At 59.0% G+C, this 15299-nt stretch carries 14 protein-coding genes; 13 read left to right on the top strand and 1 reads right to left on the bottom strand.

Annotated features, from left to right (window positions below; translation table 11 throughout):
- Nucleotides 1-40: 40 nt before the first annotated feature.
- Both K290_RS0112015 and K290_RS0112010 read left to right on the top strand, forming a co-directional pair.
- The gene (locus K290_RS0112015; protein WP_028752158.1) at nucleotides 41-1510 is read left to right on the top strand and encodes an FGGY family carbohydrate kinase; all 1470 of its coding nucleotides are present in this window, start codon (nucleotides 41-43) and stop codon (nucleotides 1508-1510) included.
- 21 nt (nucleotides 1511-1531) lie between these two features.
- Nucleotides 1532-2491 carry a sugar-binding transcriptional regulator gene (locus K290_RS0112010; RefSeq protein WP_028752157.1) on the top strand — a complete coding sequence of 320 codons (960 nt, stop codon included), beginning with the start codon at nucleotides 1532-1534 and terminating at the stop codon, nucleotides 2489-2491.
- 30 nt (nucleotides 2492-2521) lie between these two features.
- Here K290_RS0112010 and K290_RS0112005 read toward each other — a convergent pair whose 3' ends face one another.
- The gene (locus tag K290_RS0112005) at nucleotides 2522-4648 is read right to left on the bottom strand and encodes a bifunctional diguanylate cyclase/phosphodiesterase (protein ID WP_028752156.1); all 2127 of its coding nucleotides are present in this window, start codon (nucleotides 4646-4648) and stop codon (nucleotides 2522-2524) included.
- Nucleotides 4649-4997: 349 nt separating this feature from the next.
- On the opposite strand from K290_RS0112005, the gene K290_RS0112000 reads away from it, so the two are divergent.
- The 11 genes from K290_RS0112000 (at nucleotide 4998) to K290_RS0111950 (ending at nucleotide 15293) form a co-directional block, all read left to right on the top strand.
- The gene (locus K290_RS0112000) at nucleotides 4998-5693 is read left to right on the top strand and encodes a GntR family transcriptional regulator (protein ID WP_028752155.1); all 696 of its coding nucleotides are present in this window, start codon (nucleotides 4998-5000) and stop codon (nucleotides 5691-5693) included.
- A 448-nt stretch (nucleotides 5694-6141) separates the two neighbouring features.
- The gene (locus tag K290_RS0111995; RefSeq protein WP_028752154.1) at nucleotides 6142-6744 is read left to right on the top strand and encodes an amino acid synthesis family protein; all 603 of its coding nucleotides are present in this window, start codon (nucleotides 6142-6144) and stop codon (nucleotides 6742-6744) included.
- A 16-nt stretch (nucleotides 6745-6760) separates the two neighbouring features.
- On the top strand, nucleotides 6761-7597 hold the full coding sequence (locus K290_RS0111990; protein WP_028752153.1) for an alpha/beta fold hydrolase: 837 nt from the start codon (nucleotides 6761-6763) through the stop codon (nucleotides 7595-7597).
- 1 nt (nucleotide 7598) lies between these two features.
- A complete protein-coding gene (locus K290_RS0111985) occupies nucleotides 7599-8534 on the top strand; it encodes a flavin reductase family protein (protein ID WP_028752152.1) in 936 nt (311 codons plus the stop codon).
- Nucleotides 8531-9571, top strand: coding sequence for an LLM class flavin-dependent oxidoreductase (locus K290_RS0111980; protein WP_028752151.1), 1041 nt, complete (start codon nucleotides 8531-8533; stop codon nucleotides 9569-9571). The genes K290_RS0111985 and K290_RS0111980 overlap by 4 nt, the downstream gene beginning before the upstream one ends.
- Nucleotides 9572-9576: 5 nt before the next feature.
- A complete protein-coding gene (locus K290_RS0111975) occupies nucleotides 9577-11040 on the top strand; it encodes an aldehyde dehydrogenase (RefSeq protein ID WP_028752150.1) in 1464 nt (487 codons plus the stop codon).
- A gap of 5 nt (nucleotides 11041-11045) precedes the next feature.
- Nucleotides 11046-11378 carry an NIPSNAP family protein gene (locus K290_RS0111970; protein ID WP_028752149.1) on the top strand — a complete coding sequence of 111 codons (333 nt, stop codon included), beginning with the start codon at nucleotides 11046-11048 and terminating at the stop codon, nucleotides 11376-11378.
- A gap of 37 nt (nucleotides 11379-11415) precedes the next feature.
- Nucleotides 11416-12426 carry a polyamine ABC transporter substrate-binding protein gene (locus K290_RS0111965; protein WP_028752148.1) on the top strand — a complete coding sequence of 337 codons (1011 nt, stop codon included), beginning with the start codon at nucleotides 11416-11418 and terminating at the stop codon, nucleotides 12424-12426.
- Between the two features lie 119 nt (nucleotides 12427-12545).
- Nucleotides 12546-13418, top strand: a complete 873-nt coding sequence (locus K290_RS0111960; protein WP_028752147.1) for an ABC transporter permease — start codon at nucleotides 12546-12548, stop codon at nucleotides 13416-13418.
- A gap of 1 nt (nucleotide 13419) precedes the next feature.
- Complete coding sequence (locus tag K290_RS0111955; protein ID WP_028752146.1) at nucleotides 13420-14220, top strand: ABC transporter permease; 801 nt, start codon at nucleotides 13420-13422, stop codon at nucleotides 14218-14220.
- Entirely contained in the window at nucleotides 14217-15293 is a 1077-nt protein-coding gene (locus K290_RS0111950) for an ABC transporter ATP-binding protein (RefSeq protein ID WP_028752145.1), read from the top strand. Before K290_RS0111955 ends, K290_RS0111950 begins: the two co-directional genes overlap by 4 nt.
- Nucleotides 15294-15299 lie beyond the last annotated feature (6 nt).

Genomic DNA, 15299 nt, shown 5'->3' with positions numbered 1-15299 from the left:
TGCGCTGAATGCGCCGGGTTATTCTTGGAGGAAAGATTTTATGCAAGCCATTCTGGCAATCGATCAGGGCACGACGAATTCCAAGGCCATTCTGGTGTCGGAAAAGGGCGAACTGATTTCTCGTGGCGCCGCGCCTGTCGGCATCAGCTACCCGCAACCGGGCTGGGTCGAGCAGGATGCAAATCGCGTCTGGCAATCGGTATGCGAGGCGGTTCGTGCCTGTGTCGAAGCTGCGCCGGCAAAGGTTGCGATCGAAGCGGTTGCGATTTCCAATCAGCGGGAATCGGTAACGATCTGGGATGGCGATACCGGCGAGGCGCTTGGCCCCGTGGTGAGCTGGCAGTGCCGGCGCACGGCCGCCGATTGCGAAAAGCTGATCGGGCTCGGTCATTCGCAGTGGGTCGAGGAGACCACGGGCCTGCCGATCGATCCGATGTTCCCCGGCTCGAAGATGAAATGGTTGCTGGATCGCGCGCCGGCGGGTCACAGGGTGCGGATCGGCACCGTGGATAGCTGGCTTGTTCACTGCCTGACGGGTGGCCGGAAGCACGTCTGCGACGCATCGAATGCAGCACGTAGCCAGCTTTTCGATCTCAAGGCCCAACGCTGGAGCGAAGAGCTTTGTGCCTTGTTCGGCGTAGACAAAGACTTGCTACCCGAAGTTCTCGACAGCGCAGGGCAATTCGGAACGACTGCGGGTCTTCCGGGCGTGCCGGATGGAACGCCCATTTGCGCTGCCATCGGCGATAGCCATGCCGCTCTTTTCGGGCATGGAGCCCACAAAGCAGGGGACGGCAAAGTGACGTTCGGCACGGGCTCGTCGGTCATGACGACGTTGCCGCACTTCATCGCACCACAACATGGGATCACCACGACAGTTGCCTGGCGCATCGCAGGAAAACCGACCTTCGCTTTCGAAGGCAACATCCTCGTATCGGCGGCAAGCCTGCCGTGGATGGCGGAAATCCTCGGGCCTTCCGATATCAGCGCACTTGTCGACCTAGCTGCGACGGCGGAGCCCCGCGGCCCAGGCTTCGTTCCCGCCTTTGTCGGTCTCGGCGCTCCCTATTGGAATTCGGATGCCCGCGCGCTGTTTTCGCAAATCAACTTCAGCACCACGCGGGCGCAATTGGCGAGAGCCGTTACTGACTCTATCGCGCTTCAGGTGCATGATGTCTTCCGTGCGATGCAGAAGCAGAATGGGGGAAGCATCGGCTCCCTTTATGTCGACGGGGGACCCAGTCAGAACAGGTTTCTCATGCAGTGTGTTGCCGATCTCCTCGGGCATGCCGTTATCCAATGCGCAGCACCGGAGGCCTCGGCGCTGGGCGCTGCCTATCTTGCCGGCCTGTCGTTGGGCATGTGGGCGGATCTTGACGCTATCGGCCGTCTTCCGCGGCAGAACATCACCATCAGGCCTCAGACAAATGACAACGCGGAAAAGTTTAAAACGTGGAACGATGCGATTGCACGCTCGACGTTCGAACCGCCGCCCGTTATTGGTGAATAAAAATTCACCGATGGAACAAGCATGGGACGGATCAACGAGCTTCGCCTGATTTCTCGTGTAGCGCAGATGTATCACATCGAGCGCAAGCGGCAGGCTGATATTGCCCAGCACCTGAGGCTGTCGCAGGCGACCGTCTCGCGAATGTTGAAGCGGGCGGAAGCCGAGGACATCGTCCGGACCACGGTGATCCCACCCATCGGGACCTACACCGAGCTCGAAGCCGCACTGCGCGAACGTTTCAATCTCGCCGAAGCAATCGTCGTGGAATGTTCCGAAGACCGGGAAGGTGCCATCATGGCGCGGATTGGCGAAGCGGCCGCCCACCTTCTCGAAGTCACCCTTTCGGAGGGGGAAATTATCGGGGTTTCAAGCTGGAGCCAGACGATTTTCAAGATGGTGGAGAATATCCACCCGCAGAAAAGCGCCCGGGCAAAATATATCGTTCAGACGCTTGGCGGAATGGGCGATCCCTCCGTCCAGACCCATGCTACCCAGCTCACCACGAGGCTGGCCCGCCTCACGGGTGCCGAACCTAAACTTCTTCCGGTCCAGGGCGTGACAAGTTCGCGCGAAGCCAAGCTGCTCATGATGGCCGATCCATTCGTGCGGGAAACCATCGAGCTCTTCGGCGCGATCAGCGTCGCAATCGTCGGCATTGGCGCGGTCGAACCGTCCGAGCTTCTGGCCCGATCCGGCAACATCTTCTCGTCACGCGAATTGGCGGACCTCGCCGATGCAGGAGCGGTCGGCGATATCTCGCTGCGTTTCTTTGACGGCAAAGGCAAACCGGTCAAAACGCCGCTTGACGAGAGGGTGATCGGTATCTCGCTCGACGAGCTTGCCAAGGTCGATCGGGTGATTGCACTTGCGGGAGGCGAAAAGAAGACCGCGGCAATCGCCGGCGCACTGCGGATCGGCGTAGTCGACACCTTGGTCACCGACAAATTTACCGCGCAGCGGCTGATTGAGCAGCCGGCATAGCCCCCGCTCGATTAGATAGATGGCTGCAATTCACGCGGCTGAACTGCCTTGACGGAGCCTCTCGCCAATCTCGCCGGACGACATGGGCTTGCCGACCAGATAGCCTTGCAACTGGTCGCAACCGGAGGCTCGCAATATCTCCGCCTGACGAGAGTTCTCGATCCCCTCGGCAGTTACCGGAATTTCAAGGGCTGTCGCCAGAGCGACCGTGGCACGCAGAATATCGATCCCGTTGGCATTCTCTTCGAGGCCCAATACCAGGGATCGGTCGATCTTCATGCGATCGAACCCGAACTGCCGCAGGGCACCGATGCTGGCATAGCCGCAGCCAAAGTCATCGAGCGCGAATTTGATTCCGATGCGCCGAAGCACATCTATCGAGCGGCGCGCCTGGTCAGGATTGGTCATCAGGACGCCTTCGGTTATTTCCAGCGTCAGGCGGGCAGGATCGAAACCGGACTCATCGAGGACTGCCGTGACTTGTGCGGCAAAGTCCGGATTGCAGAGCTGGACGGGCGAGACATTGACCGAAAGCGCCAGGCCCGGCCAGTCCTTCGCATGGTGAATCGACGTCCGCAGCATATGCACGCCCAATGCGTCGATGAGGCCGGACTTTTCGGCAAGCGGAATAAAGACTTCCGGGCTGATACTTCCGACCGGGCTCCGCCAGCGTGCGAGCGCCTCAAGACCGATGATAGCGCCGGTTGACGCCGATACGAGAGGCTGGAAAGCCGGTTCGATCGCGCCGTTGTTGATGGCATTTCTCAGCTCGCCTTCCAGTTCGGCGATGCGCTGGCGCTCGCGATCCAGCTCGAGATCATAGGTGACGGCCTGTCCCTTGCCATTTTCTTTGGCGCGGTAAAGAGCCATATCGGCTCTGCGAAGAAGCTCCAGCGGGGCGATATTGCCGGTGCGACATGCTACGCCGATGCTCGTCCCCACTTCGATCGTTCGTCCGCCGATTTTGAAGGGATGGAGAAAAAGCTTGAGAATAGAGTCTTCTATGTCTCGATGCGGAGAGGATCCGAACTGCACCAATGCGAACTCGTCACCGCCCAGTCTTGCCAAGGCATGGATTTCGGGATGACAGCCCTGCAGAGCTTTTGCGACGATTCCGATCAGTTCGTCTCCGACAGCATGGCCCCACGCATCGTTGACGGCTTTGAAGCCGTCAAGATCGATCATGTAGAGCGATGCTGGGGAGCTGGTGCCATCCAGTTGATCCAGCACTCCAAGAATGCCGTGTCTATTGAGCAGGCCGCTCAAGCTGTCATGGTTTGCTTCAAATCTCGCCGCCTCGGCCAAACGACGAAGACGCCTGGCCTCCGACGCGCCTGCAAGCAAGACGGCTGCCAGGAAGAGAACGAGGATGGCAGCTGCGGCCGCCACATAGGGGTAGACCTTATCGAAAATGGCCTCTCCGGGAGCTTTGCTTGGCCAAACAAGATAGCCAATCACCGCACCGTCCATGTCCTTGATCGGGGAATTCAGCTTATCCGGCTCGGGTGCTTCCTGGAGGCGCAGCCCGTCGAGTTCGTGTTCATCCGAGAGCGCATCGACGACTTCCGGCGTCAATTCCTTGAAAAAGGTCAAGACACTGAGCTTCGGAAGCTCGCTCGTTGCGCTGAAGGGCTGGATTGCCTGTGATGCCACAAGCAGGATTCCCGCCTTCGTCTTGAAGAAATTGAGCAAAGGCGCCGGCTGCGGATTGGCGGCCGCTTCAATTTGGCGATCGAAAAACTTTCCAAAATAGTCGCGCGGCTGAAACAGGTTGCCCTTGAGATAGGCGGAAATCGCATTGCCATCGGGGCCGATTACGACGGCCCCATCATAGAGTGTATAATCGGCACTGGTCTTGCCCCAATTTTCATAGGCCCAATCTGCGGCGGCAGCAGTGCCGATGGCCTTATAGGCATCATCCCAGACGGCATTGTCCTTAATTGTGGCTCCGAGCTTGGCCATGAACGAGGCGATCGCAGCATGTGCAGCGCGGTCTGCGCGCGCATCGTCGATTTCGTTCGCTGATCGGGTCATTGTCATAACCACATGCGCCACGAGGCCGGTCAAAACCAATGCAACGGCGAGAAAGCAAACTGTTATCGCGATTACGGAAGAGGTTTGGGCGCGAAAATGGCGGGGCGTGGAGTTGGCAGACATAAGGATACGCAAACTAAGATTGACGGATCATGCCTTTGGGGGACGGCAGGAGACATCATGTCCGCTATGCGCTGCGTCTTTGTTTTAATGCCTGAGGTGATAAACCATTATTAACAGTGGCAGCCCCGCCTTGCTTTTGCCGCGAATCATGCGCGAATCGGCTACACTTGGCGCAATTTGCTCGCTCCACCCGACTTGATCGAAATGCGGCTGCTGGCAGTCTCACAGATCGACGTCGGTTGAATTGCCAATCGCTGATAGTGTGTGGTACGCCATAATACGATTCTTATGAAATCGACATCGAACGGAAGTCGAGCTTGCGAAACACGTCCAATGCTGAGGTGCAAGAATGAGCGGTGCCCTAAAGGACGCGGCGATCAGAGTTGAGCGTCCCGCAAAGACGCTGCGGGAGCTCGCGCTCGATAAGGTTCGCGAAGCCATCGTAAACGGGTATTTTCGCCCGGGCGATAGACTCGTCGAACGCGACATGTGTGCTCAGCTCGGCGTGAGCCGGACGATCGTGCGCGAAGTTCTGCGGCATCTGGAATCGGAAGGGCTGGTTGCCAATCTGCCAAACAAGGGTCCGATTGTTGCCCAGCTCGATCTCGACGAGGCCAAGCAGATCTACGAGATCCGCGGCGTGCTCGAAGGCATGGCGGCGCGATTGTGCGCGCAGCGCGGAAGTCCCGAGATCGTCACAGCGCTGGAAACGTCGCTGCAGGGAATCCGCGACAGCTACCGCGACAAGGACATGCCTGGAGTGCTCTCGCACACATCTTCTTTCTATCAAACACTGTTCACCATGGTCGACAGACATGTCGCCTGGGGCGTCGTCAACCTTCTTACGGTCCGCATAAACCATTTGCGGTCAATGACGATCAAGACGAAGAACCGCGACATCGAAGGTCCGCGTCAAATGGCAAAGATCGTGGACGCGATCCGCAATGGCGACGGCGAAGGCGCCTACAAGGCTGCCATGGACCATGTTGCAGCCGCCAGTGCTATCGCGGAAGCGGTTCTGTCCGCAAAGGACTCCGCAGAATAAAGCGGTGACAGCTCCCCGCATATAGCCGGAACGACTGAAAACCTCTTCGACCATCTCTTTCGATCTGCTTCCGCACGCGGGTTTCCTCGCGGGCGTATTGGCGACTCCGGAAACGACGGCAAGCAATATTGCAAGCTTGACACCTAACTTTGCTCAATGTGATGGTATGCCATATTAAGTAATAAGGTGGAGCATCGTATGAAATGCATTGCCGTGCCTCCGAACACCCGCCCGCATTAAGGATATCCGAGCAGACAATACCGGCGCCGGCTCTAACGCCCGCGTCTGGAACGATTATGTTGGAAGGCGCATTGGGAGCCCGGGCAATCCTCTGATTTCACGTCGCTATTTCGAAATCCCTCTTGAATCTTTGTAGCAAGAAGGAATCGGCTTGACACTTTCATATTATGGCATACCATAATACATGACGTCAAAACTGAGGTGTTCGATGACCATTCAAATTCGCAAGACCGGGCTGCAGATCGAGACGACGCTGATCGAGGGTGGCAAGCCGGCACAGGTGCCGCTGAAGCTGTTTACCGCCTACGCCGTCGTGAAGAATCCCTGGGCAGGGCGCGGCTTCGTCGAAGACCTGAAGCCCGAAATTCACGCCGCCGCTCCAATCCTTGGCGAACTGCTCACCAAGATGATCATCGAGGCCGTCGGCTCCGGCGATGCGGTTGAAGGATATGGGAAATCCGCAGTGGTTGGTCTGGATGGCGAGATCGAGCATGCCTCGGCGCTGATTCACACGCTTCGCTTCGGCAATCATTATCGCCAAGCGGTCGGCGCAAAGTCCTATCTCGCCTTCTGCAACACGCGCGGCCCTGCCAATGCGCCGATCATGATCCCGCTGATGGACAAAAACGATGAAGGGCGCCGCTCGCATTACCTGACGATCCAAACGGCAATCCCGGATGCACCGGCAGCCGACGAAATTGTCATCGCGCTTGGCGCGTCCGTCGGTGGGCGTCCGCATCATCGCATTGGTGACCGCTACCAGGATCTCAAGGATCTGGGCCAAGACGTCGCCAACCCTGCCGGCGTTTGAAAGGCCGGGCGCTGACATGCTGACCGTTGGATCAACGACGCCGGGTGCTTCTGCAAAGACCGATTGGGTCTTTGCAAGGAACAAGACTGCAGGTGGAACGGCCTATCATGAAGCCGGCAATGGCGAGCCGCTTGTCCTGATTCACGGTGTCGGCATGCGGCTTGAAGCCTGGGCGCCGCAGATTCTGGCTCTGTCTGCAAGCCATCGTGTGATTGCAGTCGATATGCCTGGCCATGGCGAAACTGCCCGTCTGCCGGCCGGAAGCCGTCTTGAGCAATTCGTCGCCTGGTTCGGGCAATTCCTAGACGAAATGACGATCGAGACCGCAAATGTCGCCGGCCACTCGATGGGTGCTCTGGTATCCGGAGGTGCGGCGGCAACGTTCGGCAGCCGTATCAAGCGTGTGGCATATCTCAATGGCGTCTACCGGCGTGACCCGGCGGCAAAAGCGGCGGTGCTGGCGCGTGCCGCGGCCATACCGCTGACAGGTGTCGATAAGGAAGGCCCGTTGCTTCGATGGTTCGGCGACGATCCCGATAGCGTTGTTGCGCGCGACCTGACGCGGAACTGGCTGAACCTTGTCGATCCGGAGGGGTATGCTGTCGCTTATTCGGCATTTGCCGAAGGAGACGCGACCTATGCGGATCGCTGGAAGGACGTGGCGGGCCCGGCGCTGTTTCTGACGGGATCGGATGATCCCAATTCGACGCCGCTGATGGCGACCCAAATGGCGGCACTAGCGTCCAACGGCTGGGCGCGGATCGTCGAGGGCCACCGTCACATGGTCAATCTGACGGCACCCGACATCGTAAATGCGCTGCTCGCCGAATGGCTTTCAGTAGGGAGGATGTAAAATGACCTTACAGATTGCGGATCCAAGGGCACTGCGCGATGCTTTCGGCGCATTTGCGACAGGGGTAACGGTCGTGACTGCCCAGGATGCCGACGGAAAACCCATCGGCTTTACGGCAAATTCGTTCACGTCGGTGTCGCTCGACCCGCCCCTTTTGCTGGTCTGCCTGGCCAAGACCTCCCGCAACTACGCGACCATGACGGGTGCGAAGCATTTCGCCGTCAACGTTCTCTCGGAAGGTCAGAAGGATGTATCCAACACCTTTGCCCGGCCGGTCGAAGACCGGTTCGCCACGGTCGACTGGCAAGCAGGCGCTGCCGGCTGTCCAATCCTGGGGAATGTCTCGGCATGGTTCGAATGCGCTACCGAAAAGCTGGTCGAGGCGGGTGATCACGTCATCCTGATGGGGCGGATCGAAGCCTTCGAAAACAACGGACTGAACGGATTGGGTTATGCCCGCGGCGGCTACTTCACGCCCATTCTTGCCAGCAAGGCCGTTTCGGCTGCAGCGGAAGGTAACATCGAACTCGGAGCCGTTCTGGAACGTCACGGCGAGGTTCTTCTGATCGGCGATGACGTCTTTTCACTGCCGACCTGCGACGGCAAGGAGGGAAGCCCTGCTGACATACTTCGGGATTATCTGGAGGAACTCACCGGTCTTTCGGTGACGATCGGCTTCCTCTACTCGGTCTACGAGGGCAAGAGCGACGGAAAGCAACACATCGTCTACCGCGCCTTCGCCTCCGAAGGCGAGCCGCGTAGCGGCAGGTTCCTGAAGCCCGACACGCTGGCCAAGAGCCATTTCAAGACAAGTTCGACCGCCGACATCGTTGCGCGCTTCGCGGTGGAAAGCCAGCTCGGCAATTTCGGCGTTTATTTCGGCGACGAGACCGTCGGCACGGTCCGCTCGGTTCCAACAAAGGCAGCACAGCCATGAAATTCTCTCTTTTCGTTCACATGGAGCGCCTCGACGCCGGCCAGAGCCACAAGAGCCTCTATGAGGAGTTCATCGCTCTCTGCGAGATCGCCGACAAGGGTGGCATGCATGCCATTTGGACGGGCGAGCATCACGGCATGGATTTCACCATTGCACCCAATCCGTTCGTGACCATCGCCGATTTGGCGCGCCGCACATCGCGGGCAAGGCTGGGTACCGGGACGGTGATCGCGCCCTTCTGGCATCCGATCAAGCTCGCAGGCGAGGCGGCCATGACCGACATCATCTGTGACGGGAGGCTCGATATCGGTATTGCGCGCGGCGCTTACTCCTTCGAATACGAGCGCTTGCTGCCGGGTCTCGACGCCTGGGGTGCCGGCCAGCGGATGCGCGAGCTCATCCCAGCGATCAAAGGCATATGGGAAGGCGACTACGCCCATGATGGGGAGTTTTATAAATTCCCGTCGACCACTTCTGCGCCGAAACCTTTGCAGCAGCCGAACCCGCCGATCTGGGTGGCTGCGCGCGATCCGAATTCGCATGAGTTCGCCGTCGCCAATGGCTGCAATGTTCAGGTGACGCCGCTTTGGCAGGGCGATGAGGAAGTCGTGGCGCTGATGGGCCGCTTCAACGATGCCTGCGCCAAGAATCCGGATATCGACCGGCCCAAGATCATGCTGCTGCGCCATACCTATGTCGGCTCGACAGAGGCGGACATAGCGCAGGCGGCCCATGAACTGAGTGTCTACTACAACTACTTCTTCGCCTGGTTCAAGAACGAGAAGCCCATTAAGCAGGGCCTCATCGAGCGGATACCCGAAGAGGAGATCGGCGCGAACGCGATGCTTTCCGATGCGGTCATGCGCAGCAACAACGTCGTCGGCAATGCCGAGACCGTCATTGCCCGGCTCAAGGCCTATGAAGCCATGGGCTACGACGAATATTCCTTCTGGATCGATACGGGCATGTCCTTCGAGCGGAAGAAAGCGTCACTCGAGCGCTTTATCGCCGAGGTCATGCCGGCATTTGCGGAGTAAACCCCATGCAGCGTTTCCAGTGTTACATCGATGGCGAATTTCTGGACGGCGAAGCCCGATATCGGAGCATCGATCCCGCCACCGGCAAGGACTGGGCGGATATGCCGGAAGCGCGGGAGGGGGATGTCGATCGCGCGGTCAACGCGGCCGAAAAGGCACTCTATGACGGCCCCTGGCCGAAGATGACCGCCACGCAACGCGGCAAGCTCCTGTATAAGCTTGCCGATCTCGTTGCTGCCAATGCCCAGAAGCTCGCCGAGCTGGAGACGCGCGACACCGGCAAGATCATCCGCGAGACGTCAGCGCAGATCGCCTATGTCGCCGACTACTATCGTTACTATGCCGGCATCGCCGACAAGATCGAAGGATCCTATCTCCCGATCGACAAGCAGGACATGGACGTCTGGCTCCGCCGTGAGCCGATCGGCGTCGTGGCCATGGTCGTGCCCTGGAACAGCCAGTTGTTTCTCTCCGCCGTCAAGATAGGTCCCGCGCTGGCGGCTGGCTGCACGATGGTCGTCAAGGCTTCCGAGGATGGACCGGCGCCGCTTCTGGAATTCGCGCGCTTCGTTCATGAAGCAGGCTTTCCCGCTGGTGTCCTCAACATCATCACCGGTTTTGGCGCATCGTGCGGCGCTGCCCTTAGCCGGCATCCGAAGGTCGCCCATGTCGCCTTCACCGGCGGGCCTGAAACGGCGCGCCACATCGTGCGAAATTCGGCCGAAAACCTTGCCTCGACGTCGCTTGAGCTGGGCGGCAAGTCGCCTTTCATCGTCTTTGCCGACGCCGACCTCGAAAGCGCCGCCAATGCCCAGGTCGCGGGGATCTTCGCTGCCACCGGACAAAGCTGCGTCGCCGGTTCGCGGTTGATCGTGGAGCGAAGCATCAAGGAAAGATTCCTTGGCCTGTTGAAGGACAAGGCCGAAGCGATCCGCATCGGCTCGCCCTTGGACATGGCGACCGAAGTCGGTCCGCTGGCGACGAAGCGCCAGCAGGATCACGTTACAGCGCTCATCCATAAATCCGTTCAAAGCGGCGCCCACATTATCACGGGTGGACAAACGCCAAGCGGCGAGGGCTTTTACTTCCCGCCGACGATTCTCGACTGCGACGGTGTTGCATCGCCCTCGCTTGCCGAGGAGTTCTTCGGTCCGGTGCTGTCGGTCGTGGCGTTCGACACCGAAGCCGAAGCGCTGAGCCTTGCAAATGATACGCGCTACGGCCTCGCGTCCGGTGTCTTCACCCAGAATCTCACGCGCGCCCACCGCCTGATGAAAGGCATTCGCGCCGGTATCGTCTGGGTCAATACCTATCGCGCCGTATCGCCGATCGCTCCCTTCGGCGGCTTTGGCCTTTCCGGCCATGGCCGGGAAGGCGGCTTGGCCGCGGCGCTCGATTATACCCGCACAAAGACGATCTGGCTGAGGACGTCCGACGATCCGATCCCCGATCCTTTCGTCATGAGGTGATGGCGATGTTCTATGAAATCCGGACCTATCGGCTGAAGAACGGTGCGATCCCGCAATATCTGAACGTCGTGGGGGACGAAGGGATCGCCATTCAGAAAGCGCATCTCGGCAATCTGGTCGGCTATTTCTATTCGGAAATAGGGACCATCAACGAGATCGTTCACATCTGGGCCTATGAGAGCCTCGATGATCGCGAGGCAAGGCGCCAGAGATTGGCGGCCGATCCGCAATGGCAGGCTTTCCTGCCGAAAATACGCGACCTGATCGAAGTGGCCGAGAACAAGATTATGAAGCCGGCAAGCTTCTTCCCTCAGGGGACGAGCACGCCAGCCGCATAAGGCATGCCTGTAAGACAACAGACAAGGATAAGGGAACATGAAAAGAAGAATTGCACTCGCGGCTGCTGCCGCAATAATCGCGATGTCCGGGGCTGCGAAAGCCGACACGCTCGTCTTCACAAGCTGGGGAGGGACCACGCAGGACGCGCAGAAGGCCGCCTGGGCCAATCCGTTCACGGATAAGACGGGCATCGTCGTCGCACAGGACGGACCCACCGATTACGGCAAGCTGAAAGCTATGGTCGAAGCCGGCCAGGTCAGTTGGGATGTCGTTGACGTCGAAGGCGACTATGCCGCTCAGGCGGGCAAGGACGGGCTGCTGGAAAAACTGGATTTCTCCGTCATCGACAAGTCCAAGCTCGATCCCCGTTTCGTCACGGACTATTCGGTCGGCAGCTTCTACTATTCCTTCGTGATCGGCTGCAATGCGGATGCCGTGAAAGCCTGCCCCAAGACCTGGGCCGATCTCTTCGATACGGCGAAATTTCCCGGCAAGCGCACCTTCTACAAGTGGTCGGCGCCCGGCGTGATCGAGGCGGCATTGCTAGCTGATGGCGTTCCTGCCGACAAGCTTTACCCGCTCGATCTCGATCGGGCCTTCAAGAAGCTGGATACGATCAAATCCGATATCATCTGGTGGTCCAGCGGTGCGCAGTCGCAACAGCTTCTCGCATCTGCCGAGGCTCCCTTCGGCAGCCTGTGGAATGGCCGCATGACCGCGCTCGCCGCCAGCGGCATAAAGACGGAAACCTCCTGGGACCAGAACATCACGGCTGCCGACTCACTGGTCGTGCCAAAGGGAGCGCCGAACTTTGAATCGGCGATGAAGTTCATCGCGATTGCAACGTCCGCCCAGCCCCAGGCCGATCTGGCGAAGGCGACCGGCTACGCGCCCATCAATCTCGACTCGGCCAAGTTGATGGATCCTGCAACGGCCAAGACCTTGCCGGATCAGCAGACCGCCAGCCAGGTCAATGCGAGCATGGCTTATTGGGCTGAAAATCGCGATGCCATCGGCAAGCGGTGGTATGCTTGGCAGGCCAAATAGTCTGAAAAAACTCCGAGGCAGCACCGCGGGCATCGTTCTGCTCGCGGTGTGTGGCGCAGGTTCTAAATCTTCCTGGGAGCTGGTGCCGTTGTCTGATCCTACGGCGGGAAAGGATTGCCATGTCGACCTATATTGACGTCGCCAATGAAACGGTGACCACGTCCAAGGCCGCCAGGCCTGCGGGCTTCGGCGAAGTCATACCGGCGCTGATTTTCGTCGGAATCTTCTTCATTGTCCCGGTCGTCGCACTTCTGTTGCGAAGCGTGTTGGAACCGGTGGCGGGCTTCGGCAACTATGCCGAACTGCTGGGCTCGGCGACTTATCTCAAGGTATTCGTCAACACCTTCATTGTCTCCGGTCTCGTCACCGCGATTTCGCTGCTGATCGGCTTTCCCGTCGCCTGGACGCTGGCCATCATGCCCACGAGGCTGGCATCCGTGATTTTCGCAGTCCTGCTGCTGTCGATGTGGACCAATCTGTTGGCCCGGACCTATGCCTGGATGGTCCTGCTTCAGCGCACCGGGCTGATCAACAAGATGTTGATGGCAATCGGACTGATCGACCAGCCGCTGCCGCTCGTCAACAATCTGACCGGTGTGACGATCGGCATGACCTATATCATGCTGCCCTTCATCATCTTGCCGCTCTACGGCGTCATCAAGAAGATCGACCCGACGGTCCTGCAGGCGGCAGCACTTTGCGGAGCGAACCGCTGGCAATGTCTTACCCGCGTCCTTCTGCCTTTGGCTGCGAGAGGCATGGTCGCCGGTGCGCTGATGGTCTTCGTCATGTCGCTCGGCTACTACGTTACCCCGTCGCTTCTCGGCGGCACGGCGAACATGATGCTGGCAGAACTCATCGCCCAGTTCGTGCAGTCCCTGGTCAATTGGGGAATGGGCGGCGCTGCGGCCCTGGTTCTCCTCGTCGTTACTCTTTCGCTCTATGCCGTTCAGCTACGGCTGTTCGGCGTGCAGAACACGGGAGGGCGCTGAGATGCTTCTCAATTTCGATCGCCTCGGCTGGTGGAAATACGTGCTGGTGACGGTGACAGTCTTGACGGCTGCGTTCCTGCTGCTGCCTATCCTCTTCATCGCCGCGCTTTCCTTCGGATCTTCGCAGTGGCTGATCTTTCCGCCTCCAGGCTGGACGCTGCAATGGTACAGCCAGCTTTTCGCCGATCCGCAATGGCTGGCATCCGCCTGGACGAGCTTCAGGATCGCCTCGATCGTCACGGTTCTCTCCGTGCTGCTTGGGCTGGTAACCTCGTTCGGTCTGGCGCGCGGAACCTTCATGTTCCGCGACGCGCTGAAAGCGCTTTTCCTGACGCCGATGATCCTGCCCGTCGTCGTCCTTGCCGTTGCTCTTTATGCCTTCTTTCTGAGGATGGGTCTTGGTGGAACCCTGATCGGCTTTGTCATTTCGCATCTCGTTTTGGCTTTGCCCTTCTCCATCCTTTCCATTTCGAATGCGCTCGAAGGCTTCGACAAATCCATCGAGGATGCTGCGGTGCTCTGCGGCGCATCGCCTCTTGAGGCGAAGATCCGGGTGACCCTGCCAGCCATCAGCCATGGACTGTTTTCGGCCGCGGTCTTCTCGTTCCTGACCTCCTGGGATGAAGTGGTGGTGGCGATCTTCATGGCGAGCCCGACGCTACAGACATTGCCGGTGAAGGTATGGTCCACCCTCAGGCAAGATCTGACGCCGGTCATCGCTGCGGCATCGTCCCTTCTCATCCTCTTGACGATCACTTTGATGGCGCTTGTCGCGATCGCACGCAAGGTACTGAAATCATGAACGAATCTTTCCTACAGATCAGAGGCATCCGCAAGGAATACGGTCCTGTCGTGGCGGTGCAAGATGTCAATCTCGAGGTCCAGCGTGGCGAGTTCCTGACCTTTCTCGGACCGTCCGGTTCCGGAAAAAGCACGACTCTCTACATATTGGCCGGCTTCGAAAACCCGACGAAAGGCGACATCCTCCTTAACGGACAAACGCTGCTTTCGACGCCTTCGCACAAGCGCAACATCGGCATGGTCTTCCAGCGCTATACCTTGTTTCCGCATTTGACCGTCGGTGAAAACATCGCTTTTCCGCTCAAGGTGCGGCGCAAATCCAAGGCGGAAGTCGACAGCAAAGTGAAGGAAATGCTGCGGCTTGTCAGGCTTGAGGGATTCGAGGATCGCAAGCCTGCGCAGATGTCGGGTGGCCAACAACAGCGCGTCGCGCTCGCCAGAGCTCTGGCTTACGATCCGCCGGTGCTTTTGATGGACGAGCCACTTTCTGCTCTCGATAAGAAGCTTCGCGAGGAAATTCAGCACGAGATACGCCGGATCCACCAGCAGACCGAGGTGACGATCCTCTACGTCACGCACGATCAGGAGGAAGCCCTGCGTCTTTCCGATCGCATTGCCGTCTTCTCCAAGGGCGTCATCGACCAGATCGGCACCGGGCCGGAACTTTACGCCCATCCCCGCACTCGCTTTGTTGCCGAATTCATCGGCGATAGCGACTTCATTTCCTGCGATCTACTGTCATCGACGGACGGACATGCGACGATCTCGCTTGGTGGGGATTCTGTCTTCAGAATTCCGGTGCATGGCAACGCCATCTCCGGCAAGAGGGGAGCCTTGATGCTGAGGCCCGAACGCATTCGGTTGTCGCGAAACCGGGTGCAGGAAGGCAGCCTCGCAGCAACTGTCAGCGATATCACTTTCCTCGGCAACAACGTTCACGTTGCCACCGAGACCGCCGCAGGCGAGTCATTGGCCGTGCGTCTTCCCTTCGGGCATGAGGCTATCACCGGGCTCAGCCGCGGCGAACAGGTGCATCTGGATTTCGATCCGGATGCTGCTCACGTATTTTGCTGAAAGTCG

The organism is Rhizobium leucaenae USDA 9039 (genome assembly GCF_000426285.1).
Taxonomy (GTDB): Bacteria; Pseudomonadota; Alphaproteobacteria; order Rhizobiales; family Rhizobiaceae; genus Rhizobium; species Rhizobium leucaenae.
Note: the sequence above shows the minus strand (reverse complement) of the source record. Positions and strands in the feature narration are given on the sequence as shown.